Below are 25,774 nucleotides of genomic sequence, written 5' to 3' on the forward strand. Positions count from 1 at the left end.
AAATAATTTGTTTCTGTATTATGTGTTACTCGAGCCGTCAAGCTTTGCCCGATAAAACCTTTCAACCTTATTATCGGCTTGTTCCCGCTTGATGTTAAACTTTTTCAATAAAGTATGGAATATTTCTTGTCCTGATTCCCAATCGGTTACTTCATACTCAACTTCATAATCCTCCCGGCCGAGATAGCGGCTATGGTCAAAGACGAGCAAACCATTTTTATACTGTATTTCCGCCCGGTTTGTTTCCAAAGAACCGAAACAGGATAATTGATGGGTGGGAACTTCTTTTTTGATTAATTCTTCCTTTATCTCCCCTTCAGGGAGTACCGAATTCTCTAAAAGAGCAGTGGTTTCTTTCTTATCTGCCGCTTGATTGATTTCAAACAAACCGACGTCCGCTGGGATTTTCAGCGTGATCTCACTGCGCTCCTCCAGCTTGCGCAGCCTGAGTGCAGACCGCAGTTCTTTTAAAGAAAAGCCCGGTGTATCAAAATAATAATTCGTCTGCCGAAAAAAATCCTTTTCGCTAATGTTAAAATGGCTGAGCAATTCATGGAATTCCTCTTTACTGACAATATTTTTGCATTCAATTTCCCTTTCTTTTGCCATTTTTCTCTTCCTCTCCTTATTGCTACATCCATTATTGCGTTTCTTGGATGGAAACTCAACGTCCGGGTACAGGAAACTGCCACAACAGCCCTTTTGTGCTAGAATATGATTGATTGGTCAAGTTTAGTTTCCAAATTTGAGGTGACGCACAATGAATCATTGGGATCAGTTTTTAGCTCCATACCGCCAGGCGGTAGATGAATTGAAAGTGAAATTAAAGGGCATGAGAAGCCAATATGAACAAGAGCATATGAGCTCGCCGATTGAGTTTGTTACCGGGAGGGTAAAGCCGGTCGCAAGCATCCTCGACAAGGCGACTTTGAAGAAAATCCCGCTTGAAGACCTCGAAACGGAAATCCAAGATATTGCAGGTCTGAGAATGATGTGCCAGTTTGTTGATGATATTAAAACAGTTGTTGAAATGCTAAGGATGCGAAATGATTTTCGCATCGTGGAGGAGAGGGATTATATCTCCCATAAAAAGCCGAGCGGATATCGTTCCTATCATGTGGTAATCGAATACCCCGTCCAGACGATTCACGGCGAGAAAAAGATTTTGGCCGAAATCCAGATTCGCACGTTGGCCATGAACTTTTGGGCCACAATCGAGCATTCCCTCAATTACAAGTATCAGGGCCAATTCCCCGAAGAAATTAATATGAGACTTCAGCGTGCTGCTGAGGCTGCCTTCAGTCTGGATGAAGAGATGTCAAAAATCAAAGAAGAGATTCAAGAGGCACAGGCATTTTTCTCAAAAAATAAGGAAACATCGAAAGACCGGATGAAGAAGAAACAGTTTGGCTCGTACGGAAATCAAGAGAGAGAGGATGAGTAGTGTGAAGTTTGCCATTACCTCCAAAGGAGACCCTACATCGAATGCCCTCATGCACAAAATGCGAACATACCTGCAGGACTTTGAACTTGTTTACAATGAAGAGCAGCCGGATATCGTCATTTCAGTCGGAGGCGACGGCACACTGCTTTACGCCTTCCATCGGTACAGCTCGCGATTGAATAAGACTGCTTTTGTGGGCGTTCATACAGGGCATCTCGGGTTCTATGCAGATTGGGTACCGAGTGAAATCGAAAAGCTCGTAATTGCGATCGCCAAAACTCCATATCAGGTGATCGAATATCCGCTGCTTGAAGTGATCATCCGCTACAGGCATGGAGGAAAAGAGACCCGGTATTTGGGCCTGAATGAATCGACCGTCAAAAGCCTTGTCGGCACACTCGTCATGGATGTGGAGATCCGCGGTGACCATTTTGAACGATTCCGCGGTGATGGCCTATGCATCTCCACTCCATCCGGAAGTACAGCATACAACAAAGCGCTTGGTGGTGCGATTATCCATCCGGCTCTCCATGCGATCCAGCTAGCGGAAATGGCTTCGATTAATAATCGTGTATTCCGGACGGTCGGCTCACCTCTCATCTTGCCGGATCACCATACGCTAGTGCTGAAACCGGTAAACACATACGATTTCCATGTGACCGTTGATCACTTGACCGTAATGCACAGGGATGTAAAATCGATACAATTTAGAGTTGCTGATGAGAAGATCAGATTTGCCCGGTTCAGGCCGTTTCCGTTCTGGAGAAGAGTTCATGACTCCTTCATCTCGGATGGAAGATCTTGATGGATGGTTGTTTTGAACTAGCCTGGACAATCGATCAGCTTGATGCAGGAAAAAAAATCAAAGATTTTCTTGCTGCCGAAAAAATATCATCACGGGCATTGACAGATATTAAATTTGCCGGCGGGAAAATTAGTGTAAATGGACGCGAGGAAAATGTCCGCTATACGCTCATGGAGGGTGACCGTATTACTGTCTCCTTTCCTGCTGAACCTCCGGGCGGCGAAGTTTCCCCCTCTGAAATGGAATTGGACATCATTTATGAAGACAGGGATGTGCTTGTTCTAAATAAGCCTGCAGGAATTAGCACGATCCCTTCGAGGGAGCATCCGAGCGGCAGTGTCGCCAATGGCCTAGCCGGGTATTATCAGCGGAATAAGATTGGATCCGCCATCCACATCGTTACCAGGCTCGACAGGGACACGTCAGGGCTAATGCTGATTGCCAAACATCGGCACGCCCACCATGTACTCGGTCTTGACCAGCGCACTCATGCGGTAAACCGGCGATATGAGGCGTTCGCTTCTGGCCATCCTGATAGTGCTTCCCTTCTGATCGATGCTCCGATCGGCAGAAAGGAAGGGAGCATAATCGAAAGGAAAGTTCGTGAAGATGGAAAACGGGCCGTCACTCATTATGAAGAGATCCGCCGGTACTGTTCATTTACGCATGCGGGACTCGTGTTGGAAACGGGCAGAACCCACCAGATCCGCGTACACCTTGCATTTATCGGTCATCCTTTGCTTGGCGATGAGTTGTACGGAGGTGACAGGAAACTGATCAGCCGGCAGGCGCTCCATTGCTCCAGCCTAAGTTTCCGGCAGCCGATGACTGGGGAACAGCTGGACTTCACTGTCACCCTTCCTCAGGATATGCAGAATCTGCTATACGAACAGGAGCAGACATGAAAACGGCCAGGTATACACCGAGCCGTTTTTTTTGCTCTTTACAAGATTAAGGGAAGCTGCGGAATTTTTCTGCCAGGAAGGGCATGGTGGAGGGAACAGAGATGGTTTCCATTTCAGGATAGCGAAGTGCCGTCAGCTTTCCGCCAAATACAGCCCCGGTATCGATATTGATCGTGTTGCCGATCTTTCTCGGCTCCTTTACAGGTGTGTGTCCATAAACGATCAGCGGCTTGCCTTTATACGTTTTGGCCCAGTCCCGCCTTACCGGCATCCCGTCCTCCCCGAATTCACCAGTGATATCTCCATAAAGCACAAACGTCTGAATGCTCTTGTTCTTTTTTCCGATATCCTTTTCTTTGATCCCGGCATGGGCGATGACCAAATTTTCATCATCAAGAATCGCATACAAAGGGGACTGTTCATATAATTCAATGAACATTCGCTTGTAATGATTCATTTTTTTGGGAGAGACGGAATGAAGTTCAGCGACAGTCGTTTCAAGTCCGTGAGTCTGCTGGACCTTTCGGCCGAGAAAATAACGGTAGAGCTTATTGCAGTGGTTTCCCGGTACGTAAACCGCTTTTTTCTGCTTCCAAAGGTCAAATACAGTTTCAATCATGAACAGAGAATCAGGACCCCTGTCCGTAATGTCGCCGACGAAACCGAGTATTCTCTCTCCAGGATGCAAAGGGATGCCAGTTTCCCATGAATAGCCGATTTTTTTGGTTAATGCTTCAAATTCTTTTCTGCAGCCATGGACATCGCCGATAATATCAATTTTCATATGATCACCCTTCTGGTTGTAACATTATCATTTCTATCTTTTCCTATTATGGTATGAGGAAAACGGGTGAAGAACAAGAGGGGCGAAAAAAGAACGACAAACTGAAAAATATTTGTTAGGATAAATAGGTGAATTGGGAGGAGGGGTAATGATGGATGAAACAGTAGAAGAGAAAGAGCAGGAAAGGCTGCTTAAAGAGATGCTGGATCATGCGCTGAATCAAGAGGACATGATGGCATTCCGAGATGAGTTTCTCAATATGCATCCATATGATCAAGCACAATATTTTTATAGGCTCGAACCGGAAGGCCGGACGAAGATATATCATTACTTGTCCCCCAAGGAAGTAGCGGACTTTTATGAAGTGCTTGACCTGGAAGAAGAAGAGAATCAGGAAATATTGGCTGAAATGGAGATCAGGTTTGCTGCAGACATGCTTTCATATATGTATACAGACAATGCAGTCGACTTACTGAATCAACTTGAGAAAGCTCATGCAGCCAGTTACTTGACCATTATGGACAAAGAGGCGGCACAGAAGATCAAAGGCCTCCTGCATTATGAAGAATATACGGCCGGAAGTATTATGACGACCGAATTCATTGCGATTTCGGCTGATCAAACCGTACGTTCGGCAATGAGAATCTTAAAAATAGAGGCTCCGAAGGCTGAAACAATTTATTATGTGTATGTGGTGGACAATGATGGGCGACTTGCCGGAGTCATTTCTTTACGGGATCTGATCATCAGTGATGACGATACTCTCATCGAGGACATCATGTATGACCGGGTTATATCGATATCTGTCAGTGCCGACCAGGAAGAAGCAGCCATGCAGATGAGGGATTATGACTTGCTTGCCTTGCCTGTTGTCGATTTTAAGAACCACCTTCTTGGAATTATCACGGTCGATGATATTATCGACGTCATTGATGAAGAGGCCTCTGAAGACTACTCAAAATTTGCAGCTGTATCGGATATGGATACGGTAGACAAAAGTCCGTTTTCTGCTGCCAAAAAAAGACTTCCCTGGCTGATCGTCCTGCTGTTTCTTGGGATGTTTACAGCAAGCCTGATCGGCCGGTTCGAAGACATTATTTCACAAGTTTCGCTGCTTGCCGTTTTTATTCCGTTAATTGCTGGGATGGCAGGGAATACCGGCACACAGTCACTTGCTGTAGCCGTCAGGGGGATTGCCACAGGCGAACTGGAGCAGGAAAACAAATTGAAATTAATCATTCGTGAGGCGGGTACCGGCTTAATTACCGGCTCGATTTGCGGAGTGCTTGTTATGCTGGTTGTTTATGTTTGGAAAGGGGAGCTTTTCGTCGGCATTCTAGTTGGCGTTGCCATTTTGGCATCTCTGTTTGTCGCCACCCTTGCCGGCTCGCTCGTTCCCCTCTTGATGCATAAGCTGAAGATCGATCCTGCTGTCGCGTCGGGGCCATTTATTACGACGATGAATGATATTACTTCCATACTAATTTATTTCGGCCTCGCATCGATGTTCATGAGCTATCTCGTCCGCTAGCGGACTCAGGGAAGGATGGGCTGCCATCCTTCTTTTTTTATGTCTAAATAGCATCATCTCCCTTAGAAGAGGCTTTACAAGCAAGAAAAGGTTCATGTATGATTAGTACTAGGTACTAATAACATGTATTAACTAGGAGGAGTATCGATGAATTTTTCTTTGGATGGCAAGACGTTTATCATCATGGGAGTCGCTAATAAAAGAAGTATAGCTTGGGGGATTGCCAGATCCTTACACGATGCGGGTGCGAAGCTTATTTTTACATATGCGGGTGAAAGGCTTGAAAAGAACGTGAAGGAGCTCGCTGGCTCGCTGGAAGGACAGGAATCTCTCGTACTGCCTTGTGATGTGACATCTGATGAAGACATTGAAAAATGCTTCTCAGACATTAAAGAGCAAACAGGCCAGATTGATGGAATTGCCCATTGCATCGCGTTTGCCAACAAAGAAGAGCTAAGCGGCGAATACATGAATGTTAGCCGAGACGGGTTCCTGCTTGCACATAATATAAGCTCGTATTCATTGACTGCGGTAGCAAAAGCGGCAAAAAAACTTAACTTGCTTGCAGAAGGGTCAAGTATCGTGACGATGACTTATCTGGGCGGAGAGCGTGTGCTTCCGAATTACAATGTTATGGGCGTAGCTAAAGCTTCATTGGATGCAAGCGTACGTTATTTGGCTTCAGACCTTGGACAGTATGGCATCCGCGTAAACTCGATTTCAGCGGGTCCGATCCGGACATTGTCTGCCAAAGGGATCAGCGACTTCAATTCGATTTTGAAAGAGATTGAAGAAAAAGCTCCTCTCCGTCGTACGACAACTCCGGAAGAAGTGGGAGATACGGCGGTCTTCTTGTTCAGCAATATGTCAAGAGGGATTACAGGCGAGAATCTTCACGTTGATTCCGGCTATCACATTATGGGGTAAGATAAAAATAGGCTGCATGGCTTCTGTACAACAGAATGCCGGGCAGCCTTTTCTATGTTCGTAAATCGATCATCTAGGCAACGCTGGGCAGTATATTGCATACATATGGTAGGAAGACAATGTGCAGAGAGGTGGTTTTTCCGTTGGTCAACAAGAAAAGTGAGCCGCTATTATACATTCACCAGCCTGAATTTCCGGTTCCTGAGACGGATATGCAGGATATATTCATGAATGAGGAAGAGGAGATACAGGTTGCCAATCCTTCAGTACCAGCCGCAGCGCCTGTCGAAAAAGGAAACCAAGCAGAAGAATTGCTGCCGAAAGATGCAGCGGCAGAGAAACATTTAACGAGTGCAGAATACTTCCGGCAATCACGAACGACATGGAAGTCCCCGTATTTCAAACCCGCCGTTCCCTTCCGTAATCTGCCGATACAAGAAAAAATCGAATACTTGAAACAAGCGCTGAAACATCAACCGCCAATTGCCTGTGAATTTAAAACAAAGGATAAGACAATGCTCGGCACCTTTAGCAAGCATGAGAATGATACGATCAGCATTCAAACGTTTGCGGATGGGGAAGTGAAGGTTACAATAGCTGAATTGACCGGCATCAGGCTGATCGGGTAATAGAAAAAGGAGCGGAATGATTCCGCTCCTGCTTTTCTTCTTTATTCACAGATTTCTAAATCGACATCTGCGATGCACTGTACAGCACAGAAGCAATGAAGGTCAACTGTGATACAGCTGCTGCTTCTGCCCCATTTTTTGACCTTGCAAAGTTCTACAAAGTCGATATTGCCATGATCATTCACAAGAGGGCCGACGACTGTTTTGCCGTCTTTTTCAAGTGGAACAAGGACACGCAACGTTGCACAGCAGTTATCGAAAATGTCTTCGACCCTGAAGAATACAGAGACACATTTTCCGGAATGGCTCCGGAACAGAGCTTTGAAAAGATTTCCGTTTTTATCCGTCAGCGTGAATACCCTCGTATCTGCCCGTTCACGTACTGGGGAAGTCAGCTCTCCCAGTGGTTCAATAAAGCAGTTTGTAGTACAAGGGAAGCACTCTTCATTGACGGCCTCATCCTGAATATCTTTTATCGCCCGAACAACTTGGCAAACGCAGTTCAAGCTGCAACCGCAATGTTCATTTCTGTCTGAAGAAACGGATTCAACCGATTCCACGTGTTCGAAACCCATAAAGCATCCTCCTTAAGGTTAATGGTTTAGATTCCTTAATAACATATTAGAGCAGGGACAAATGAGTTACGGACAGTCGCCCTTGTTTTGGGAAAATAGGCAGGAAAGGTGGGAAAATATAATGATTGTGGATACGTGGTTCACCCTCGGGGTATACGGCTTGGCAGTCTTCAGGCTGACGAGGCTTATCGTTTATGACCGGATAACGGAGCCTTTGCGGCGTCCTTTTTTACAGGAAGTAGAGGAGGTGACGAATTCCGGTGAAACGGAGGTTTATCTAGTTCCGAAAGCGGGGGGGATCAGAGGCTGGATCGGAGAGCTCATCAGCTGTCACTGGTGTACAGGAATATGGTGTGCAGCCGGATTTTACCTTGGAGGATGGTTTTTTTCGGACTTGTTTTCGATTATAGCAGCAATTTTGGCTGCGGCAGGGCTCGCAGCCATTTTGGAAACGATTCTTCAAAGGCTTATTACAGAAGAGCAGTAACGAAAGGGAAAGCACTCGGCCGTTCTTTTTCATATTGTAAAGAGAAGAAAATACACAGCCGAAAGCGAGTGAGAATATGAGACATACGAGCAGACCTAAGAAACCCGTATCGCCGCGCCCAAAAAGCGGCGGATGCGGCTGTGGCAAAAAGAGAAAGGTAAACAGGCCGATGTAATGTATTGACAAGACAGGAGGACAGCCGAGAAAGCCGTTAAGGCTTTGCCGGCTGTCTTTTGTAATGTTCAAGTCGGATTCATAATTTCACGGGAGTTGGTAAAAATGAGAGAAAGGCATTTGCAAGGAGGACATTATGGATAAAAAACGGCAAGCTTTAAGCTATTTGATTTTGGCTTTTTTCTTGCTCGGAGGATGTGCGAATGCAGGGGAGAAAGAAGAGAGTCAATTATCCCTGTTAAAAACGACCAACCCGCCGGCAATTGAACTTAAGAATAGGCCCGAGGACAAGTCAATCGCCTATCAGGTCCGGGACGATCTGAATAAGGAGAAGGATATTTATGATGTGGCAGTGTTGGAAGGTAAGAAGGAGACAGTTGTTGCTTTTAAAGTGAAGCATATGCAACGCTTCCGGATGAAAAAAATTGAAAAAAACATTACCAAGAAGCTGGAAAAGAAATACCCGGATGAGAAATTCATCGTATCGAATGATTATAAAATCTTTCTTGAGGCAGTAAGACTGAAGGATGATATGGATCATAATAATTTATCCAATGAAGCAGCAGAAAAGAGATTTAAAAAAATCATCAAACTAAAAAAGGAAATGACATAGGAGACGAAGATGCAATGGCCAACAAGAAATCAAAAGAGCAGAAAGAGTATGAAGCACTGCAGCAAAAGCATGAAACCAAGCGCCCTTTATTAAAAAATTGCGTACGAGCCTTTTTTGTCGGGGGACTGATTTGTCTAATCGGACAGGCTATCACATATTTCTATATCTATTTCTTCGATTTTACGGAAAAAACTGCGGGAAATCCGACCGTCGCTACGATGGTCTTTATTTCCATGCTGCTTACCGGCTTTGGTGTGTATGACAAAATCGGACAGTTTGCAGGAGCAGGAAGCGCTGTTCCGATTACCGGTTTTGGAAATTCGGTTATTTCTGCAGCAATTGAGCACAGAACCGAGGGTTTTGTTCTAGGAGTTGGAGGAAACATGTTCAAATTGGCTGGTTCAGTCATTTTGTTTGGAGTATTTTCCGCTTTTCTCGTTGCATTGATTAAAACGGCGTGGGCACAATGGGGGGGATTGTAATGTGGAATGGCGGGCAATCATGGGAATTTCCTAGTAAGCCGGTGATTCTCACTACAGGGGTTGTGGGAGGACCGGATGAACGAAAAGGAATGATTTCTTTAAGCTTTGACAAATTTTACGATGATCCTTGGTGTGGGGAGGAGACATATGAAAAGGCACAGCGTGTTCTGCTGGAAGATGCGGCCCAAATTGCTTTGCAGAAACAAGGCTTAACTGAGAAAGAAATCCAGTTTTTTCTTGCCGGGGACTTGATCAATCAAATTACACCGACAAGTTTCGCAGCCAGAACCAATCAAATACCGCATTTGGGGCTTTTCAGTGCTTGTGCTGTTTCGGCAGAAGGGCTCGCCCTTTCCTCCTTAATCCTCAATTCAGGCGGTGCTGAATACGTACTCACCGGAGCCGCAAGCCATAATTCAGCTGCAGAGCGGCAATTCCGTTATCCAACGGAATATGGCGGACAAAAACCACCGACCGCACAACATACCGTGACCGGAGCGGCAGCGGCCATAGTGGGCAAAGGGGAGACTGTAGAGGAGATGGCTCCCAGAGTCACTTCTGCAACAATCGGTAAAGTCATCGACATGGGACTGTCCGATCCGTTCAATATGGGAGGCGCAATGGCACCTGCGGCGGTTGACACGATTGAACGCCATTTATCAGACCTAAAAAGAGACCCCGATTATTATGATTTGATTGTCACAGGCGACCTTGCGGAAATTGGCAGAAATACTGCACTGGAGCTTTTGTCCAAAAAAGGGCTGAAAATCAAGGAAGAGAAATTCCAGGACTGTGGTTTGATGATTTATGGAAAAGATCAGCCGGTTTTCGCTGGAGCGAGCGGCCCGGCATGCTCAGCAGTCGTCATGTACGGCCATTTGTTAAACCAGATGAAGGCCGGGAATCTAAAGCGGATTCTTGTAGCGGCAACAGGTGCTTTGCTATCCCCGCTGTCCTTTCAGCAAAAAGAAACGATTCCGTGTATTGCCCACGCGGTTTCCATTGAGTGGGACTCGCATTAATAAGATCCATATCGGAGGAAAGGAGAGAGTAGATGCTTGCCATGTTTTTGTGGTCTTTTTTAATTGGCGGTCTCATTTGCGTCATCGGTCAGTTATTATTTGATGTTGCCAAACTGACGCCCGCCCATACATTATGCCTGCTCGTTGTCGTCGGAGCTGTCCTGTCGGGTTTTGGGCTGTATGACAAGCTAATCGATTTTGCCGGCGCAGGTGCAACAATCCCGATCATGAGCTTCGGCAATTCGCTTGTCAATGGAGCGATGATGGAAGGGGATCGGCATGGTCTTGTAGGCGTCATTACCGGCATGTTTGAAATTACATCCTCAGGTATCTCCTCGGCGATTATTTTCGGGTTTATCGGTGCGCTCATCTTTCGTCCCAAAGGGTAGAGGAAACCATCGCATACGCGCCTGATTTCTCTGTTTCCATGCAATTGCACTCACATAAATTCCTTCTATTCATAAACTGAAAGGAGTTAAGGGAGGAGTGCTATCTATATGGATCAACATTTCTTTAAAAACGTGGAAAAGAAGACCGGTGTCAATATGGGGGAAATTCTTCAACTTGCCAATTCCCTGCAAAATGCAAACTTTAAAGACGAAAAAACAGTCCGGAACATCGTTCGTAAAGTATCGCAGATAGCCAACAAGCCTGTATCCAAGGAGCTTGAGGACAAGATGGTGCAATCCATTATCAAGGATGGCAATAAATTGGATATGAGTGCGCTTGCGAAAATGATGAATAAGCAATGATAACCAAACGGCTTGCTGAGAAAAAGCAAGCCTCTTTTTAAATGACGGACATAAATCAAATTGCAAATACGTATTTTGTTTCATAAAGGTTTAAATATCAGCCCAGCGGGAAATACACTAAAAAGTCTAATAAAAGTGAGGTGTGAACAATGGGATACATCGCTCCAGTGACAAACTTTCAATACATGCAGTATGCCGAACGTGTTGCGGTAACACCAAAAATACATGATCCGATGCCTGTGACAAATGTCCACAGAGTAGAAAATCGGTCGAAGTTCATGCAAATTCTCCAAGATGAATCGATGTCAATGCAAGCGGTTTCGAAAAAGGCATACAAATCTAGTGATCATACGGAAAAAAAGACGGACGTTCCTGCCCGATTGTTCTCACAAATGACCGGAAAAGGAAAGCATATTAATGATTATGCGTAAATAATTTCCGTCGGGGTCCTGCTGCTTTTACATATTTTTGAATGCCGGATCACGGAAAACGGGACCTGCCCTCAAGTTAGAGGGCAGGTCCCGTTTTTTATAAATGTTTGATCATCGTCCGATGAGGGATGCCGGCATCTAAAAATTCCTCGGAGATAATTTCATATCCCAGCTTCTCATAAAATGGAACGGCATGCAGTTGGGCATTCAGTTTGACTTTCGAGAGGCCCAATTGTCCAGCATGCTCTTCCAGAGCCTCCATAATCAACTTGCCCCCTCCTGTACCGCGGGACTCAGCGAGGATGCAAATTCTTTCTGCTTTTCCCAACCCATCCAGGACGCGCATTCTTCCGGCGCCAACCGGTTTTGCGTGATCATAAAGAACAAAGTGGACGGCATCTTTCTCGTGCTCATCTATTTCGATTTCGGCAGGCACGTTCTGCTCTTCAATAAATACGGTCTTCCTTACAGAAAAAGCGTCATTCATCGCTTTTTCTGTAACAACTTTGACAACCTCAGCCATTATTCAGGGTTCTTTCCCAGACGGAAGGTTTCGTAAACGGTCCAAGAACCATTTTCGAGCTGGTAAACTAGGTGGAACCGGTCAACCGTCTCTTCATGCTCGATTCCAAGCATCTTTAACGATCCGAAAAGGTCCGAATGTTCATCATTGGAAAGCTTTTGTGCAATCGTGACATGCGGTACGAAAGGATGTTCAGGATTTTCTGCCGGCAAGGAAGCATAGCAATCTTCATGAAGTCCTTCCAATTCTCCGGTCTTCTCCGCTTTAAAGTATATCGTATTGTTAAGAGGCTGGAATGAGCTGACTTTTTGAATCCTCAGTGTAAAAGGCTCATGCTTTTTTGCGATCGCATCCAATTTATCTGTCAGCACTTCAACGTTTTCATCCGTATCAAATGCATTCATCAATGTTAGGTGTGGAGGAATAAGAGCATAGTGGGGATCAAATCTTTTCCGGTAAGAGTTTGCTAAATCTTGCAATTTTTTAGTAGGAAATATAACAATTCCATATCGCATTTTCATTGCCTCCCTGTAATTTGTGCTATTTCATTTCTAACTTCATTTTTACTATAGCAAAAAATCGTTAAACTTCCTATTGTGTTCCACTAGAAGTTACGCTTATTCCGAAAGCATTTTCAGGAGCGCATCTTTCACTAGCGGCTGCCAATATTTCCAAGAATGGCCCCCGTCGAACTCTGCATAATACGTATTGGCCCCTTTTTCTTCAAAGAGGCGGTGAAGCTCCCTATTGGGCGAGAGAAAATCCTTGATGTCGGAAATCTCCACATGATCTTCCTCTTTGCCGACAACATGGTATACATCAAGCAGGGATAGATTGGGGGCAGCTTCTACCGCTTCCAGCACTTTTTCATTTACATATGGAGAGTGAAGAATGACCCTGCCAAATATATTTGGATAGCGAAGTGCAGCCATTAATGAAACGGTTCCAGCCAAGCTGTCCCCCATGAGTGTGCGGCATTTTCCCATGCAGGATGTTGGATACTCTTGGTCGAGCCAAGGGGCCAATTCATTTGCCAAAAAGCGAATATAGGGCTTCTGCTGCTCTCCGGAAGGGTGGTACTTGTTTCTCCGGTCCTTGACACTTTTATAATGAATGCCAATGATGATAACGTTCTCGATTTCGCTATAATCGAGCAGCTCATCTGCATACCTCGCAAGTCTTCCCATTTGGAAATAATCTTTTCCATCCTGAACGATGAGAAGGGAATACTTGTTCAACGGTGAAAACATTGCCGGTGTATAGATGAGCAGTGTAAGGGTTTCCCCGAGCTCTCTGCTCTCGAACTCTACCTCTTTTATTGATCCTTGAGGCGCGCGCATAACATCCCCTCTTTCATCAAAGCTCTGAAGTGATACAAATTATCTTATCATAAATTACGTAGAAAGTAAGGCAGTATCGCTCAAATGTAAAACGGTTTCAACTGAGTGACCATCCAGCTTTAATTCAAACATAAGTTGTGATAAACTTGTGAATGAATTTCCTATAACATACTAAAGGGGGAGGAATATGAAACGCAAAAGCTTTTCAGTTGGTGCCGTTTTCATTCTTGTTCTATCACTTGTCCTCGCTGCATGCGGCGGAGACAAGGAAGCAGGGGATGGCGGTAAAAAAGATGGCGGGAAGAGTGGCAAAGATTACGGGGGAGCCAAGTTTATAAGTGTGGCAACCGGAGGAACGGGAGGCACCTATTATCCGCTTGGCGGGAACTTTGCCAATATGATCAAAGAGGCAACAGGAGTGGAGGCCAACGCAATCACGTCCGGAGCTTCTGCTGAAAACATGACGCTCGTGCAAAATGGCGATGCGGAAGTCGCATTTACCCAAACGGATATTGCAACGTATGCGAACGAAGGCAAGTTGATGTTCAAAGATAAGAAAGTCGAAAACATTAAAGGGCTGGGAACTCTTTATCCCGAAACAATCCAAATTGTCACGACTGGCAAATCAGGAATCAAATCTGTTGAAGACCTGAAAGGTAAAACAGTTTCAGTTGGGGAAGCAGGATCAGGCACAAGGGCGAACGCAGAACAGATCCTTGAAATGTATGGGTTGACGGTGGATGATGTAAAAGCAAGAAGCTTATCATTCGACGACTCTACGACAGGTATCCAAGACGGTACAATCGATGCCGCTTTTATTACTGCTGGGACGCCGACTGGAGCAGTAGAGGGGCTTGCTGCGACAGAAGATGTTAAAATCGTTCCTCTTGAAGATGATAAGATTGAGAAACTGATTGAAAAGTATCCGTATTATGCCAAGGAAACCATTCCTGCAAATGCGTATACGACTGTCAAAGAAGATGTTAATACAGTTGCAGTTCAAGCAATGCTTGTCGTTAAGGGCGATCTAACAGATGATCTGGTCTACGATATGACAAAAGCGATTTTTGAGAACACCGATAAAATTGGCCATGCCAAAGGCAAACTAATCAAAGCGGAAAATGCGTTGGAGGGGATGGCAATCGATCTCCATCCAGGTGCAAAGAAGTACTTTGATGAAAAAGGAATCACGTCAAAATAATATAACTAAAAGAATAGGCCAATGGTCAGACGGCCTATTCTTTTCCATTCTGTATCTTGCCGAAAAAGTATGGTGAAGCCCATGAAAAGAACAGTTGTGCCGGTACTTTTTCTTGCAGTAATTCCATTCTTGTTAGTCATACCTTTTCAGCCTTCGGTAGTATTTGAAGCAGGAAACACTGGGAAGGTCCTCGCATATATTCCTTTACAAAAAAACGAACGTACCTTTCACATTCAATATACCCATTCCATTCATTTATCTGATGTGAAAGAAACCTATCTAGTATTGAATAATGGTATGATACGGCAAACAGAACTGATGTATGATGAAACGGCGATTGGAATGCCAGCCAATGCGGAGGGAACAGAAACATTCGATATGGAAAATGGCCATTACTATATCCGTAATATGAAGAGAGATTTCCCTTCCATTTATCTTAGGACAGGACAAGTTGTAGCTGATCATAAAATTCTTACGGATCATTCATCCATTCCTTTGTCCGATATCATCAAACCAGGGAGTTTATTGAAGATTCAATCAAAGAAACTATCATTATGGCAAAAATGGAGAGGAGTGGAGATAGATGGCAGATAAAATCGTCCATGAAACACTATCAGAAGAAGAACAACAGAAAATTTTAGAGAAATATGATCCTGAGTCGGCGACAAGGAAACTTAAAGGAGCAGTTGGTAAGTTTGTCTTTTTTGCACTGCTTGCCTTTTCCATTTTCCAGCTTTATGCGTCCATCTCTCAGTCAGTCCCAAGGCAGGTTTTATTGTCTATTCACTTGGGCTTCGCGCTATCGCTCATTTTTCTCTTATTCCCCGCAAGAAAAAAGAAGGGGATCAAGCACACAGTAGCTTGGTATGATTACATACTTGCTTTACTGTCAGTAGGTGTTGGGGCCTATTGGCCGCTTATGATGGATTCAATTGTCAACAGGGTCGGAACGTTAACAACGCTGGATTTGATTGTCGGCGCGCTTGCCATCCTTCTGACACTGGAAGCAACGAGGAGAGCGGTAGGACTGCCGATAACGATCATCGCCACAGTCTTTATGCTATATGCTTATTTTGGCCAGTCGATGCCCGGGTTTTTGGCGCACCGGGGATTGAACTTTGAAGGACTCGTCAACACGATGTTCTTCACATCACAAGGAATTTTAGGAACGCCGCTTTATGTATCAGCGACATTCATTTTCCTCTTCCTCTTGTTTGGGGCTTTTCTCGTTAAAACTGGTGTTGGCCAATACTTTAACGATCTAGCTCTCTCGATCGCCGGTAAACGTGTTGGGGGACCGGCGAAAGTGGCGATATTCTCAAGTGCGCTGCAGGGAACAATCAGTGGAAGTTCTGTAGCGAATGTTGTTACATCCGGGTCCTTCACCATCCCGATGATGAAGAAGCTAGGCTACCGAAAAGAATTTGCCGGTGCAGTAGAAGCTGCTGCTTCCACTGGTGGGCAAATCATGCCGCCGGTAATGGGCGCAGCAGCCTTCCTGATGGTTGAATTCATCGGCGGAGGGATTACCTACTGGGAAATTGCTAAAGCTGCCGCCATCCCGGCCATTCTGTATTTCGCCGGCATATGGATCATGACTCACTTTGAAGCAAAGAGGGTCGGCCTGAAAGGCCTGTCTGATGAAGAAATGCCAAATAAAAAAGAAGTGCTTCAAAAGATTTACTTATTGATTCCGATATTGCTTGTCATCGTACTATTAATGAGTGGTGTGAGCGTTATGCGCGCAGCTCTTTGGTCGATTGTAGGAACAATCCTTGTTAGCGCAATCCGCAAAGAAACGAGAATTGGGTTCAGACAAATGATTGAGGCACTCGTTGACGGAGCAAGAACGGCTCTGTCTGTTGCGGCGGCTACAGCGGCGGCAGGAATTATTGTGGGAGTTGTCACCAAAACGGGTCTTGGATTAAAGCTTGCGAACGGACTCGTTGGACTGGCGAATGAGCAGTTGCTGCTTACCTTGTTCTTTACGATGCTGACATCGATTGTTTTGGGCATGGGTTCGCCGACGACGGCAAATTATGTTATTACTTCGACGATCGCAGCACCGGCAATTATCCTGCTAGGCGTTCCTGCATTGTCTGCTCACTTGTTCGTATTCTATTTCGGAATTGTCGCAGACATCACGCCTCCAGTTGCACTCGCTGCTTTTGCGGCGTCCGGTGTGTCGGGAGGGGAACCGATACGAACTGGGGTGAACGCATCGAAGTTGGCCATTGCAGCCTTCGTCATCCCATATATGTTTGTTCTTTCTCCTGAACTGTTAATGATCGATACAACAATTCCGTATTTAATCTGGATGGTCATCACTGCCTTCCTAGGAATGATTGGAATCGGGGCAGGAATTATCGGATTCTGGTACAGGAAACTGTACTGGTTCGAGCGGATTATATCCGTTGTAGCCGGACTCTTGCTCATGTATCCGGAAGGTGTCAGCGACATCGTTGGGCTCGTCTTGTTTGAGGCAATGTTCTTTACCCAGATTTTTACGAAAAACAAAGGAAAGTACCGCTTGGCTGAAAGTTAAGAGGTATTCTGCCCGCTCGAAAATTTCGAGTGGGTTTTTTATTTGGACTTTTACCTATAACAGAGGTATCAATTTATCACATTTTTCTGACGAGTCGGATAACAGGATGACTTTCCACTTTTCTTGATTGTATCTGTCATTCCCTCTCTTAACTATACTCATCAATGAATGAAAGGCCAGCGGCCCTTGGCCGGAAGGAGGAGTTTAGCGAGAAATGAAAGGGCTTACTTTTATTTGGAGAGGATGAGATAGTTGAAGAAAAAGAGGTCAGGTTGGGGCTGGAAAGTTTTCTTGATCGTTTTGCTTGTCCTTCAAGCGGCAGTGCCTGCTCCGTTGTCGGCAAATGGAGGAACAAAGTGGGAATTCTATGTGTTTGGCGGGAATACATCTGCGGAGAAAAACCCAGACCCGATTTTCACGGATGATCATTCTGTCAAACTAAAAGCGGAAGGCGGAAAAATTGCTGGCGGGGAAGAGGGCATTTCCTTCTTGGCAACAGAACTGCCAGCGGATGAGAATTTCGTCCTGTCTGCTAAAGCAACAGTGAAGAATTTCAATTCCAATAAGGAGATCGGAACACCTAATCAGAAGTCTTTCGGCCTAATGATTAAAAATGAAATTGGTGAAAATGGCTCTTCTGAAAAACATACATCCGATTATGTTGCCGCGGGAGCTCTCGACACAGAAATGAAGGGATTTTTCAACCATGGTGGAAAACAGGTGAAAACTGCTCCATTCAATAATATTGCTTCACCTGCTGCAGGAGAGGTGTATGATCTATCCATTCGCAAATCGGGCAACATCTACGTTCTCTCAGTGAACGGGGAAACACATACGGTGGAAGCCGAGAATCTATTCGGCGGCAACATGTATGCAGGCTTTTTTGTAGCCCGCGATGCTGAAATCATTTTCAGCGATTACCAATTGCGAACATCTTCAATGTCTGTTGAGACGCTCGAAGTAGACGCTTCTAAAATGAAAGCACAGTATCTGGTGAATGAAAAGCTGGATTCCACTAATTTGCATGTAAAGGCGCATTATACGGACGGATCGTCTAAAGCGCTGACAGGTGAGGAGTATATCATCAGTGGCTTTGACAGCAGCAAACCGGGAACGAACACCATTGCTATTCATTACGAAGGGGTATCGGAGAATATCGAGCTGTCCATTCTGCCTCGGCAAGCCGAGAAGCTGGAGATCGTCTATCCGCCTGCGAAAACTACATATTATCCGGGCGATGTCTTTGATTACGAAGGACTACAGATAAAGGCTATATACAATAATGGTGAGACGGAGGTTTTGACTAAAGAGCAATACTCAATTAACACGGAAAAAGAATTTGAACAGCCAGGAAAGAAAACCGTGACCATCCAATCAACGGAAACACCGGGGACAAAAGCAACTTTAACCGTCGAAGTGAAAGATGCCAATTTGGTCGGCTTGGAAGTTTCCAAACAACCCGAAAAAACAATCTATTACCTCGGAGATGAAGTGGATCTCGACGGGATGGTTCTGCTTGCAGTGTACGATGATGGTACAAAAGTAAGGCTGCACAAAAACGAATATACTGCAGGCGAGCTCGACACTTCTTCGGTAGGTGAGAGAAACGTCGTTTTGTCCCATAAAGGGAAAACAACAGCGATTGAAGTGAATGTAAAGGAGGAGGAACTGGTTGGCATACAAATCTCCAATTATCCGAAAACCACGTATCTTGTCGGAGAAAGATTTTCTCCTGAAGGTCTGGAAGTCGAGAAAATTTATGATAATGGGGATTCTGAAATCCTCTCGGAGAACGAATATGAAATCGACACAAGCCAATTTAAAACCGCTCATGCAGGATCAGGCATATTGACCATTTTGCCGGCAGATGCTGCGCTCAAGCCAATCACTTTTAAGGCTTCGGTTCGGAAATCGAAGGAATATAGCTGGAGTTCCATCCGTTTTGGACAATCCACCTCCTCCAAAAACAACCTTTCAGAAGAGATGGAGAATGGGAGCATTACGCTGACAGCCCTTGAAGGCGGAGGAAAAGTGACGGGTGACCATGACGGAATCAGCTATTACTATACCGAATTGGATGCAAAGGAAGACAATTTCGAGTTATCGGCCGTTATCAAAGTAGTTGAATATGCGAAAAATCCGCATGACGGTCAAGAGTCATTCGGTATTATGGCTCGGGATGCGATCGGAAAAAATGATGATTCAAGTGTATTCGGATCAAATATTGCTGCAATCGGAGGTTATAGCGGCGGAACGAAGGAAGAGAACGGTATCCAGCTCTTCGTCAGGACAGGCGTTGAGTCTCCTGACGGCTCAGGCAGCAAGGGCATCCAGAATAAAATGCTCGCAGAGAAACCTGAAACGGGCAGTGAACTCAAGCTGACGCTAAAGAAGACCAACAGCGGCTTTATCGGAAAGATGGACGGGAAGGAAGAAATGGTTTTTGAACCGGATATTCTTTCTGTTCAGGACTCGAAAATGTATATAGGGTTCTTTGCAGCGAGGCTGGCAACAATTGAAGTGTCCGACATTGAGCTTAAGGTGAGCGCGGCAGAGACGGATGCACCGAAAATTGAGCCGCCAAAAAATGCAATTGAGCCAAAATTCGATTTCAGCTCAATCGATAAAACATCATTAACTGATTACGGCGTTGCTGTCCGCTCCAATGTGGACGGAACAGTGACAATCAAACAGGACGAAAAAATTATTGCGTCAGACCACCAAATAAAAGCGGGAATGCAAGTTGTCATCCCTGCTCAACTCGCTGCCAATACGGACAGTAAATTCACGGCTGTTTTTTGGCCGGATGATACAGAGAAACTGACATCGTATGATAAGATCATCCGCAATATGACCGTACAACAGAAAAACTATGAAGGTGACATCTATGTTTCTCCTGACGGGAAAAAGAACGGTGAAGGCACAGTAGCAAGTCCGCTAGATATCGATACGGCAATTGCTTTTATTATGCCCGGCCAGAAAATCATCGTTCAAGACGGCGTGTATAAGAGATCCAGTAAATTAGAGATTAAGAAGACAAATGATGGCACGGCCGATGCCATGAAAACAATGGAAGCGGCTCTGGGAGCAAAGCCGGTCATTGATTTTGGCAAAAAGTCAGAAGGGGCAGTTCTGAGTGGAAACTACTGGCATATTAAAGGGATTGATTTTGCTCGCTCTGCGGGCAATACGAAAGGATTTACTGTCGGTGGAAGCCATAATATTATCGAACTGTGCAGATTTTATGAAAATGGCGACACAGGCCTGCAAATCAGCAGAACGGACGGGTCAGACGACAGGACAGATTGGCCGGCCAATAACTTAATCCTGAACAGCACCTCTTTTGATAACCGTGACCCTTCCGATAATAATGCGGACGGTTTTGCAGCAAAGCTAACAGCAGGAGAAGGGAACGTATTTAGAGGCTCCATCGCCCATAACAATATCGATGACGGCTGGGATCTGTATACGAAAGCGGGCACCGGCGCAATCGGGGCTGTGCTGATTGAAGATTGCATCGCATTTGATAACGGCTTTTTGACGGACGGGACAGTCGGAGCCGGTGACAAGAACGGCTTCAAGCTTGGCGGCGAGGGAATTCATGTTCCGCACATCATCCGCGGCAGTCTCGCCTTCGGAAACGGAGCATATGGTTTCACGAGCAACAGCAACCCGGGAGTTATTGCAGAAAATAACATCAGCTATGACAACGCAAAAGGAAACTTGCATTTCTCTACTTACGGAGACATCCCGACTGATTTTTCGATTGATGGGTTTATCTCCTACCAGACGAAGCACTTGGTAAAGGATGTATACCCTGAATCATTGAAGGGTGAAAACAATTACTTCTTTGATGGATCGAAAGCGGAAAATGCAACAGGCATCAGGCTGTCAGATGCCAATTTCATCAGCTTGGAGCCAGTACCGTCTTTTGACAGAAATGAAAACGGAGAGATCGTCTGGGGAGATTTCCTCCGCTTCGTAAAACGATAATGGATAGGCAGGGGCTGTTTACAGGCAGTCCTTGTCTTTTTCTTTTGCACGTCCAAAGGCTAACGGCGGAATGTTACATAATGGCAGAAAAGAGACAGCCACCATTTAACGGTTTGTATAATGAAAAAAGAAGGGCAGAATAGTAAAGTTAACATAAACTTCAAACTTTTTGGATTAGTGACATTTTTCTGATTCACAGAGGGCGTTAAATCGATCTGTTTAAATGTAAGCGTTTACCAACCGTTATTTCCTAACGATGAATGCCGGTTAACGGCGAAAGATCAAAGCGGAAAGGAGGAAATAAGCCACTTTACGTTTAGCCAGTCTATTTAACGTACTTTGCTCGTATCTTTTTTCAAGGAGGTTGTTCATTATGTCTACACTTGCAAGAATATCCTACGATGACCTGCGCAAAAATTTTCTCGAAGCGGAACCGGGATTAACGAATCAGGAAGCGCTGGAAGAGGCGAACCGCTGCCTCTACTGTTATGATGCTCCCTGCATCACAGCCTGCCCAACAGGCATTGACATCCCGGCCTTTATTAAAAAGATCGCATCCGGCAATATAAAAGGCTCGGCAAAAACAATCATGAGCGCCAATCCGGTGGGGGCAAGCTGCTCGCGTGTCTGCCCGACAGAGGAATTATGTGAAGGGGCTTGTGTTCTCAATCATTCGACTAAACCGATCATGATCGGAAATCTCCAGAGATATGCAACCGATTGGGCGATCAGAAACGAGCAGGTGCTTTTCGAACCGGGAATAAAAAACGGCAAAAAAGTCGCTGTCGTTGGTGGAGGTCCGGCAGGGCTATCCGCCGCCAGGGAGCTGGCGCTTCTGGGTTATTCCGTAACCATTTTCGAGGCAGAGGAAAAAGCGGGCGGCCTGAATACGTATGGGATTGTTTCCTTCCGCCTACCCCAGGCAATATCTTTCTGGGAGGTCGGCCAAGTGGAAAGTCTGGATGTTGAAATCCGGACAAATACGAGAGTAGGTAAAGATATCGCTGCACAAGAGCTCCTAGAGAACTATGATACGGTCATTCTGGCAGTCGGCATGTCAGAGGTGCCTGAACTTGGCATCGATGGCGAAAATCTTGATGGTGTCCTGGATGCCATTCAATTTGTAAAAGATACGAAGACAAAGCCGATTGGGACCGATTATCTCGGCAAGCGGGTAGTTGTCATCGGTGCAGGGAACACAGCGATCGATGGTGCTACATGCTCGGTGCGGCTTGGTGCGGAAAATGTGAAAATACTTTACCGCAGGACTGTTGAAGAAATGACGGCATATGATTTTGAATACGAGTTTGCCAAGCAGGATGGCGTTGAGTTCAGATGGCTGACGGCACCGAAACGAATAATCGGCGATAAGCATGGCCGTGTTGCCGGAATTGAATGCTACAAGATGGAACTCGGAGAGCCTGACACGGATGGAAGAAGAAGACCTGTGCCAGTTGAGGGCTCCGAATTCATTCTTGAAGTGGATGCCGTCGTCAAAGCAATCGGCCAATCCCGTTATTTGGAGCTGATCGAACAATTTGGCCTCGCGCATAACGGTGGAGTGGTACAGATTGACCCTTTGACGTTCCAGACATCGAATGAAAAAGTATATGCCTGCGGTGATGTGATATTTGGCAAGGGACAGGGAGAAGCCATGGTTGTCACGGCAGCGCAGCAAGGAAAAGAGACGGCATATGCGGTTCATAAAGCGTTGCTCGGAGCAGTTACGGAAATTGCCTGATTGAAAGCGGACTAGCAAAAACAAGGGGGTAGTAACATGGCAGATTTACGAATAAACTTGGCTGGCATCGAATCACCAAATCCATTCTGGCTTGCATCAGCCCCGCCGACAAACTCGGGGTATCAGGTCCAGAGGGCCTTTGAGGCAGGGTGGGGAGGTGCCGTTTGGAAAACGTTGGGCGACCCGATCCTTAATGTCACATCCCGCTTTGCGGCCGTTTCCTTCAATGGGCAGCGCGTGGCAGGCTTCAACAATATTGAACTGATCACTGACCGCCCGCTCGAGGTGAACTTAAAGGAGATACTTGAGACGAAAAAGCGTTTCCCCGATCATGCCATTATCGCATCACTTATGGTCGAACCGAAACAGGAAAAATGGCATGAGATTGTTAAGCGGGTGGAAGCCGTAGGGGTGGACGGACTTGAACTGAACTTCGGCTGCCCCCATGGAATGGCGGAAAGGGGAATGGGATCAGCGTCCGGACAAGTGCCGGAGCTCGTGGAGAGACAGACATATTGGGTGAAGGAAGTAGCCCAGACACCTGTTATCGTCAAGCTGACGCCGAATATCACCGACATAACGGCAACTGCCGAAGCTGCTGTCCAAGGGGGAGCAGATGCGATCTCGATGATCAACACGATCAACAGCCTGGCGGGTGTTGACATCGATACTTGGAATACAATCCCGCATGTTGGCGGAAAGGGTGCCCATGGCGGATACTGCGGGCCTGCTGTTAAGCCGATCGCTCTAAATATGGTTGGAGAGTGCGCAAGGCATCCGAGGATCAATGTTCCGATTTCCGGAATCGGTGGAATTTCAGACTGGCAAAATGCGGTTGAATTCATCCTGATGGGCGCAACTGGTGTCCAAGTGTGCACAGCTGCGATGCACCATGGTTTCAGAATTGTCGAGGACATGATCGAAGGGCTGGATAACTATTTGGATGACAAAGGGATCCAGTCTGTCATGGACCTCGTCGGCAAGTCGGTTACAAAGTATTCTGATTGGGGCGATCTTGACCTTAACTACAAAATCGTGGCAAGAATCAATAATGATGTATGCATCAATTGCAACAAATGCCATATCGCATGCGAAGATACCTCTCATCAGTGCATCGATATGCTGCAGGACGGCAATGGCTATAACATTTTAAAAGTGCGGGAAGAGGACTGCGTCGGCTGCAATCTCTGTTCCATTGTCTGTCCGGTGGATGGTGCTATTGATATGGTGGAACTTCCAACCGGCCTCCCGTCGATGACTTGGAATGAGCGGCAAAAGGCTCTTGGAGCGGCGGCATGTGATGTTGACGTTGTAAACAACTAGGAAAAAGTCAGGAGGAGCGAAGATGAAGAAAATCATTAAAAATGGAACAATCGTAACGGCAGCGGATACGTATCAGGCAGACCTCCTTATTGAAGACGGGAAAATCAGCGCGATCGGGAAGGATTTGCAGTCACAGGGCGCAGAAGTGATCGACGCAACGAACCGCTATGTTTTTCCAGGGGGCATCGATCCCCATACCCATCTTGAAATGCCGTTCGGGGGCACGGTTACGAAGGATGACTTTGAAACAGGAACGATAGCTGCCGCTTTTGGCGGAACAACGACTATCATTGACTTCTGTCTGACGAATAAAGGGGAGCCGCTAAAAGATGCCATTTCAGTATGGCATAAAAAAGCGGAAGGGAAAGCCGTCATCGACTATTCCTTCCATCTGATGATCGGGGAAGTGAATGATGCCGTACTCGGGGAGCTTCCCGAAGTGATCAATAATGAGGGAATCACCTCTTTTAAAGTTTTTATGGCGTATAAAAATGTCCTCCAGGCAGATGATGAAACTTTATTCCAGACACTCATCGCTGCAAGAGACCTGGGTGCACTCGTCATGGTCCACGCGGAAAATGGCGATGTAATCGATTATTTGACAAAGCAGGCGCTCGCCCAGGGGAATACAGATCCAATCTACCATGCGCTGACAAGACCAGCAGAAATTGAAGGAGAAGCAACTGGAAGGGCGGCAGCTTTCACCGGATTAGCGAATTCACATCTGTATGTTGTACATGTCTCCTGTGCAGAGGCGGCGCAAAAAATTGCGGACGCCAGGGATAATGGAATCGATGTTTGGGGCGAAACCTGTCCTCAATATCTGGTTTTGGACCAATCTTATCTGGAACGGCCGAATTTTGAAGGGGCTAAATATGTCTGGTCACCTCCGCTTCGCGAGAAGTGGAATCAAGATGTACTCTGGAACGCTCTGAAAACGGGACAGCTTCAGACAGTCGGATCTGACCAATGTTCCTTCGATTTCATCGGCCAGAAGGACTTAGGCAAAGAAGACTTCTCCAAAATACCGAATGGCGGACCGATTATTGAGGACCGTTTCAGCATCCTCTATTCGGAGGGCGTGAAGAAGGGAAGAATTACCCTCAATCAATTTGTCGATGTCATTTCAACACGAGCGGCGAAATTATTCGGTCTCTATCCTCAAAAAGGGACTATCGCCGTCGGCTCCGACGCGGATATTGTCATTTTTGATCCGGAAATTGAAAGGACCCTTTCAGTTTCAACCCATCACATGGCAGTGGATTACAGTGCATTTGAAGGAATGGAAGTGACAGGCGAGCCTGAGACTGTCCTCTCCCGGGGTGAATTCATCATCCGTAATAAGAATTTCGTTGGCAAAGCCGGAATGGGAAGCTATATCAAGCGTGCCAAGTATGGAAGTGGGCATAAGGAGGAAAGGAGCGAAGGGGTGAACGTTTACTAATTGCTCAGCGGTGCGGGGAGAAACAACTTCCCCCGCTGCTGTACCTGACAGCTTGCGGGAACATAATTCTGAATATTAAAAATTTAGAATGGGGCTGAGGTAA

The 25,774-nt window shown here is 45.8% G+C and carries 26 protein-coding genes; 20 read left to right on the forward strand and 6 right to left on the reverse strand.

Annotated elements, in window-relative coordinates; all coding sequences use genetic code 11:
• Window positions 1-18: 18 nt before the first annotated feature.
• The gene (locus AC0TWI_RS05630) at window positions 19-609 is read right to left on the reverse strand and encodes a CYTH domain-containing protein (RefSeq protein ID WP_488125350.1); all 591 of its coding nucleotides are present in this window, start codon (window positions 607-609) and stop codon (window positions 19-21) included.
• 151 nt (window positions 610-760) lie between these two features.
• Here AC0TWI_RS05630 and yjbM point away from each other — a divergent pair, with 151 nt between their 5' ends.
• Genes yjbM through AC0TWI_RS05645 form a run of 3 tightly spaced genes read left to right on the forward strand, consistent with a single transcriptional unit; the run spans window position 761 to window position 3,154 of the window.
• Window positions 761-1,444 carry a GTP diphosphokinase gene (yjbM, locus tag AC0TWI_RS05635; RefSeq protein WP_488125351.1) on the forward strand — a complete coding sequence of 228 codons (684 nt, stop codon included), beginning with the start codon at window positions 761-763 and terminating at the stop codon, window positions 1,442-1,444.
• A 1-nt stretch (window position 1,445) separates the two neighbouring features.
• Window positions 1,446-2,249 carry an NAD kinase gene (locus tag AC0TWI_RS05640; RefSeq protein ID WP_488125430.1) on the forward strand — a complete coding sequence of 268 codons (804 nt, stop codon included), beginning with the start codon at window positions 1,446-1,448 and terminating at the stop codon, window positions 2,247-2,249.
• Window positions 2,249-3,154 (forward strand): RluA family pseudouridine synthase, encoded by a 906-nt coding sequence (locus AC0TWI_RS05645; protein ID WP_488125352.1) that lies wholly within the window; start codon window positions 2,249-2,251, stop codon window positions 3,152-3,154. Before AC0TWI_RS05640 ends, AC0TWI_RS05645 begins: the two co-directional genes overlap by 1 nt.
• A 46-nt stretch (window positions 3,155-3,200) precedes the next feature.
• Here AC0TWI_RS05645 and prpE read toward each other — a convergent pair whose 3' ends face one another.
• Window positions 3,201-3,938, reverse strand: coding sequence for a bis(5'-nucleosyl)-tetraphosphatase PrpE (prpE, locus tag AC0TWI_RS05650; protein WP_488125353.1), 738 nt, complete (start codon window positions 3,936-3,938; stop codon window positions 3,201-3,203).
• 148 nt (window positions 3,939-4,086) lie between these two features.
• Between prpE and mgtE the strand changes: the two genes are divergently transcribed.
• The 3 genes from mgtE (at window position 4,087) to AC0TWI_RS05665 (ending at window position 7,025) form a co-directional block, all read left to right on the forward strand.
• The gene (gene mgtE, locus AC0TWI_RS05655) at window positions 4,087-5,469 is read left to right on the forward strand and encodes a magnesium transporter (RefSeq protein ID WP_488125354.1); all 1,383 of its coding nucleotides are present in this window, start codon (window positions 4,087-4,089) and stop codon (window positions 5,467-5,469) included.
• A gap of 147 nt (window positions 5,470-5,616) precedes the next feature.
• Entirely contained in the window at window positions 5,617-6,396 is a 780-nt protein-coding gene (fabI, locus tag AC0TWI_RS05660; RefSeq protein WP_488125355.1) for an enoyl-ACP reductase FabI, read from the forward strand.
• A 143-nt stretch (window positions 6,397-6,539) separates the two neighbouring features.
• Window positions 6,540-7,025: a CotO family spore coat protein gene (locus tag AC0TWI_RS05665; protein ID WP_488125356.1), complete on the forward strand. Its 486-nt coding sequence runs from the start codon at window positions 6,540-6,542 to the stop codon at window positions 7,023-7,025.
• 41 nt (window positions 7,026-7,066) lie between these two features.
• Here the strand turns inward: AC0TWI_RS05665 and AC0TWI_RS05670 are convergent, their stop codons facing one another.
• Complete coding sequence (locus tag AC0TWI_RS05670; RefSeq protein ID WP_488125357.1) at window positions 7,067-7,600, reverse strand: CotY/CotZ family spore coat protein; 534 nt, start codon at window positions 7,598-7,600, stop codon at window positions 7,067-7,069.
• Window positions 7,601-7,721: 121 nt separating this feature from the next.
• Between AC0TWI_RS05670 and AC0TWI_RS05675 the strand changes: the two genes are divergently transcribed.
• The 7 genes from AC0TWI_RS05675 to AC0TWI_RS05705 all read left to right on the forward strand — a co-directional run bounded on the left by AC0TWI_RS05675 (window position 7,722) and on the right by AC0TWI_RS05705 (window position 11,561).
• Window positions 7,722-8,087, forward strand: coding sequence for a DUF1360 domain-containing protein (locus AC0TWI_RS05675; protein ID WP_488125358.1), 366 nt, complete (start codon window positions 7,722-7,724; stop codon window positions 8,085-8,087).
• A 310-nt stretch (window positions 8,088-8,397) separates the two neighbouring features.
• Window positions 8,398-8,874 (forward strand): sporulation protein, encoded by a 477-nt coding sequence (locus AC0TWI_RS05680; protein ID WP_488125359.1) that lies wholly within the window; start codon window positions 8,398-8,400, stop codon window positions 8,872-8,874.
• Window positions 8,875-8,888: 14 nt separating this feature from the next.
• Window positions 8,889-9,356, forward strand: a complete 468-nt coding sequence (spoVAC, locus tag AC0TWI_RS05685) for a stage V sporulation protein AC (RefSeq protein ID WP_488125360.1) — start codon at window positions 8,889-8,891, stop codon at window positions 9,354-9,356.
• The gene (spoVAD, locus tag AC0TWI_RS05690; protein ID WP_488125361.1) at window positions 9,356-10,378 is read left to right on the forward strand and encodes a stage V sporulation protein AD; all 1,023 of its coding nucleotides are present in this window, start codon (window positions 9,356-9,358) and stop codon (window positions 10,376-10,378) included. Before spoVAC ends, spoVAD begins: the two co-directional genes overlap by 1 nt.
• Window positions 10,379-10,410: 32 nt before the next feature.
• Window positions 10,411-10,767 carry a stage V sporulation protein AE gene (gene spoVAE, locus AC0TWI_RS05695; RefSeq protein WP_488125362.1) on the forward strand — a complete coding sequence of 119 codons (357 nt, stop codon included), beginning with the start codon at window positions 10,411-10,413 and terminating at the stop codon, window positions 10,765-10,767.
• A 108-nt stretch (window positions 10,768-10,875) separates the two neighbouring features.
• Window positions 10,876-11,130 (forward strand): sporulation-specific transcription regulator SpoVIF, encoded by a 255-nt coding sequence (gene spoVIF, locus AC0TWI_RS05700; protein WP_488125363.1) that lies wholly within the window; start codon window positions 10,876-10,878, stop codon window positions 11,128-11,130.
• 149 nt (window positions 11,131-11,279) lie between these two features.
• Window positions 11,280-11,561, forward strand: coding sequence for a hypothetical protein (locus AC0TWI_RS05705; RefSeq protein WP_488125364.1), 282 nt, complete (start codon window positions 11,280-11,282; stop codon window positions 11,559-11,561).
• A gap of 97 nt (window positions 11,562-11,658) precedes the next feature.
• On the opposite strand, the gene AC0TWI_RS05710 is transcribed toward AC0TWI_RS05705, so the two are convergent.
• The 3 genes from AC0TWI_RS05710 to AC0TWI_RS05720 all read right to left on the reverse strand — a co-directional run bounded on the left by AC0TWI_RS05710 (window position 11,659) and on the right by AC0TWI_RS05720 (window position 13,424).
• Entirely contained in the window at window positions 11,659-12,084 is a 426-nt protein-coding gene (locus AC0TWI_RS05710) for a GNAT family N-acetyltransferase (protein ID WP_488125365.1), read from the reverse strand.
• Entirely contained in the window at window positions 12,084-12,599 is a 516-nt protein-coding gene (locus tag AC0TWI_RS05715; protein WP_488125366.1) for a YjcG family protein, read from the reverse strand. The genes AC0TWI_RS05710 and AC0TWI_RS05715 overlap by 1 nt, the downstream gene beginning before the upstream one ends.
• 102 nt (window positions 12,600-12,701) lie before the next feature.
• Window positions 12,702-13,424 (reverse strand): alpha/beta hydrolase, encoded by a 723-nt coding sequence (locus AC0TWI_RS05720; protein ID WP_488125367.1) that lies wholly within the window; start codon window positions 13,422-13,424, stop codon window positions 12,702-12,704.
• A 187-nt stretch (window positions 13,425-13,611) separates the two neighbouring features.
• Between AC0TWI_RS05720 and AC0TWI_RS05725 the strand changes: the two genes are divergently transcribed.
• The 7 genes from AC0TWI_RS05725 (at window position 13,612) to hydA (ending at window position 25,671) form a co-directional block, all read left to right on the forward strand.
• Window positions 13,612-14,625: a TAXI family TRAP transporter solute-binding subunit gene (locus AC0TWI_RS05725; RefSeq protein WP_488125368.1), complete on the forward strand. Its 1,014-nt coding sequence runs from the start codon at window positions 13,612-13,614 to the stop codon at window positions 14,623-14,625.
• Between the two features lie 81 nt (window positions 14,626-14,706).
• Entirely contained in the window at window positions 14,707-15,219 is a 513-nt protein-coding gene (locus AC0TWI_RS05730; RefSeq protein ID WP_488125369.1) for a DUF1850 domain-containing protein, read from the forward strand.
• Entirely contained in the window at window positions 15,209-17,170 is a 1,962-nt protein-coding gene (locus tag AC0TWI_RS05735) for a TRAP transporter permease (protein ID WP_488125370.1), read from the forward strand. Before AC0TWI_RS05730 ends, AC0TWI_RS05735 begins: the two co-directional genes overlap by 11 nt.
• Window positions 17,171-17,422: 252 nt before the next feature.
• The gene (locus tag AC0TWI_RS05740) at window positions 17,423-21,163 is read left to right on the forward strand and encodes a right-handed parallel beta-helix repeat-containing protein (protein WP_488125371.1); all 3,741 of its coding nucleotides are present in this window, start codon (window positions 17,423-17,425) and stop codon (window positions 21,161-21,163) included.
• Between the two features lie 373 nt (window positions 21,164-21,536).
• Window positions 21,537-22,904: an NAD(P)-dependent oxidoreductase gene (locus tag AC0TWI_RS05745; protein ID WP_488125372.1), complete on the forward strand. Its 1,368-nt coding sequence runs from the start codon at window positions 21,537-21,539 to the stop codon at window positions 22,902-22,904.
• A 36-nt stretch (window positions 22,905-22,940) separates the two neighbouring features.
• Complete coding sequence (preA, locus tag AC0TWI_RS05750; RefSeq protein ID WP_488125373.1) at window positions 22,941-24,227, forward strand: NAD-dependent dihydropyrimidine dehydrogenase subunit PreA; 1,287 nt, start codon at window positions 22,941-22,943, stop codon at window positions 24,225-24,227.
• Between the two features lie 22 nt (window positions 24,228-24,249).
• Window positions 24,250-25,671, forward strand: coding sequence for a dihydropyrimidinase (hydA, locus tag AC0TWI_RS05755; RefSeq protein ID WP_488125374.1), 1,422 nt, complete (start codon window positions 24,250-24,252; stop codon window positions 25,669-25,671).
• Window positions 25,672-25,774 lie beyond the last annotated feature (103 nt).

The organism is Lederbergia sp. B243.17 (genome assembly GCF_057657925.1).

Bases quoted from the DNA above. Each gene is read 5' to 3' on its own strand.
- AC0TWI_RS05630 (WP_488125350.1), bottom strand. From the start codon at position 609: ATGGCAAAAGAAAGGGAAATTGAATGCAAAAATATTGTCAGTAAAGAG.
- yjbM (WP_488125351.1), top strand. From the start codon at position 761: ATGAATCATTGGGATCAGTTTTTAGCTCCATACCGCCAGGCGGTAGAT.
- AC0TWI_RS05645 (WP_488125352.1), top strand. From the start codon at position 2,249: ATGGATGGTTGTTTTGAACTAGCCTGGACAATCGATCAGCTTGATGCA.
- prpE (WP_488125353.1), bottom strand. From the start codon at position 3,938: ATGAAAATTGATATTATCGGCGATGTCCATGGCTGCAGAAAAGAATTT.
- mgtE (WP_488125354.1), top strand. From the start codon at position 4,087: ATGATGGATGAAACAGTAGAAGAGAAAGAGCAGGAAAGGCTGCTTAAA.
- fabI (WP_488125355.1), top strand. From the start codon at position 5,617: ATGAATTTTTCTTTGGATGGCAAGACGTTTATCATCATGGGAGTCGCT.
- AC0TWI_RS05670 (WP_488125357.1), bottom strand. From the start codon at position 7,600: ATGGGTTTCGAACACGTGGAATCGGTTGAATCCGTTTCTTCAGACAGA.
- AC0TWI_RS05675 (WP_488125358.1), top strand. From the start codon at position 7,722: ATGATTGTGGATACGTGGTTCACCCTCGGGGTATACGGCTTGGCAGTC.
- AC0TWI_RS05680 (WP_488125359.1), top strand. From the start codon at position 8,398: ATGGATAAAAAACGGCAAGCTTTAAGCTATTTGATTTTGGCTTTTTTC.
- spoVAC (WP_488125360.1), top strand. From the start codon at position 8,889: ATGGCCAACAAGAAATCAAAAGAGCAGAAAGAGTATGAAGCACTGCAG.
- spoVAD (WP_488125361.1), top strand. From the start codon at position 9,356: ATGTGGAATGGCGGGCAATCATGGGAATTTCCTAGTAAGCCGGTGATT.
- spoVAE (WP_488125362.1), top strand. From the start codon at position 10,411: ATGCTTGCCATGTTTTTGTGGTCTTTTTTAATTGGCGGTCTCATTTGC.
- spoVIF (WP_488125363.1), top strand. From the start codon at position 10,876: ATGGATCAACATTTCTTTAAAAACGTGGAAAAGAAGACCGGTGTCAAT.
- AC0TWI_RS05705 (WP_488125364.1), top strand. From the start codon at position 11,280: ATGGGATACATCGCTCCAGTGACAAACTTTCAATACATGCAGTATGCC.
- AC0TWI_RS05710 (WP_488125365.1), bottom strand. From the start codon at position 12,084: ATGGCTGAGGTTGTCAAAGTTGTTACAGAAAAAGCGATGAATGACGCT.
- AC0TWI_RS05715 (WP_488125366.1), bottom strand. From the start codon at position 12,599: ATGCGATATGGAATTGTTATATTTCCTACTAAAAAATTGCAAGATTTA.
- AC0TWI_RS05720 (WP_488125367.1), bottom strand. From the start codon at position 13,424: ATGCGCGCGCCTCAAGGATCAATAAAAGAGGTAGAGTTCGAGAGCAGA.
- AC0TWI_RS05725 (WP_488125368.1), top strand. From the start codon at position 13,612: ATGAAACGCAAAAGCTTTTCAGTTGGTGCCGTTTTCATTCTTGTTCTA.
- AC0TWI_RS05730 (WP_488125369.1), top strand. From the start codon at position 14,707: ATGAAAAGAACAGTTGTGCCGGTACTTTTTCTTGCAGTAATTCCATTC.
- AC0TWI_RS05735 (WP_488125370.1), top strand. From the start codon at position 15,209: ATGGCAGATAAAATCGTCCATGAAACACTATCAGAAGAAGAACAACAG.
- AC0TWI_RS05745 (WP_488125372.1), top strand. From the start codon at position 21,537: ATGTCTACACTTGCAAGAATATCCTACGATGACCTGCGCAAAAATTTT.
- preA (WP_488125373.1), top strand. From the start codon at position 22,941: ATGGCAGATTTACGAATAAACTTGGCTGGCATCGAATCACCAAATCCA.
- hydA (WP_488125374.1), top strand. From the start codon at position 24,250: ATGAAGAAAATCATTAAAAATGGAACAATCGTAACGGCAGCGGATACG.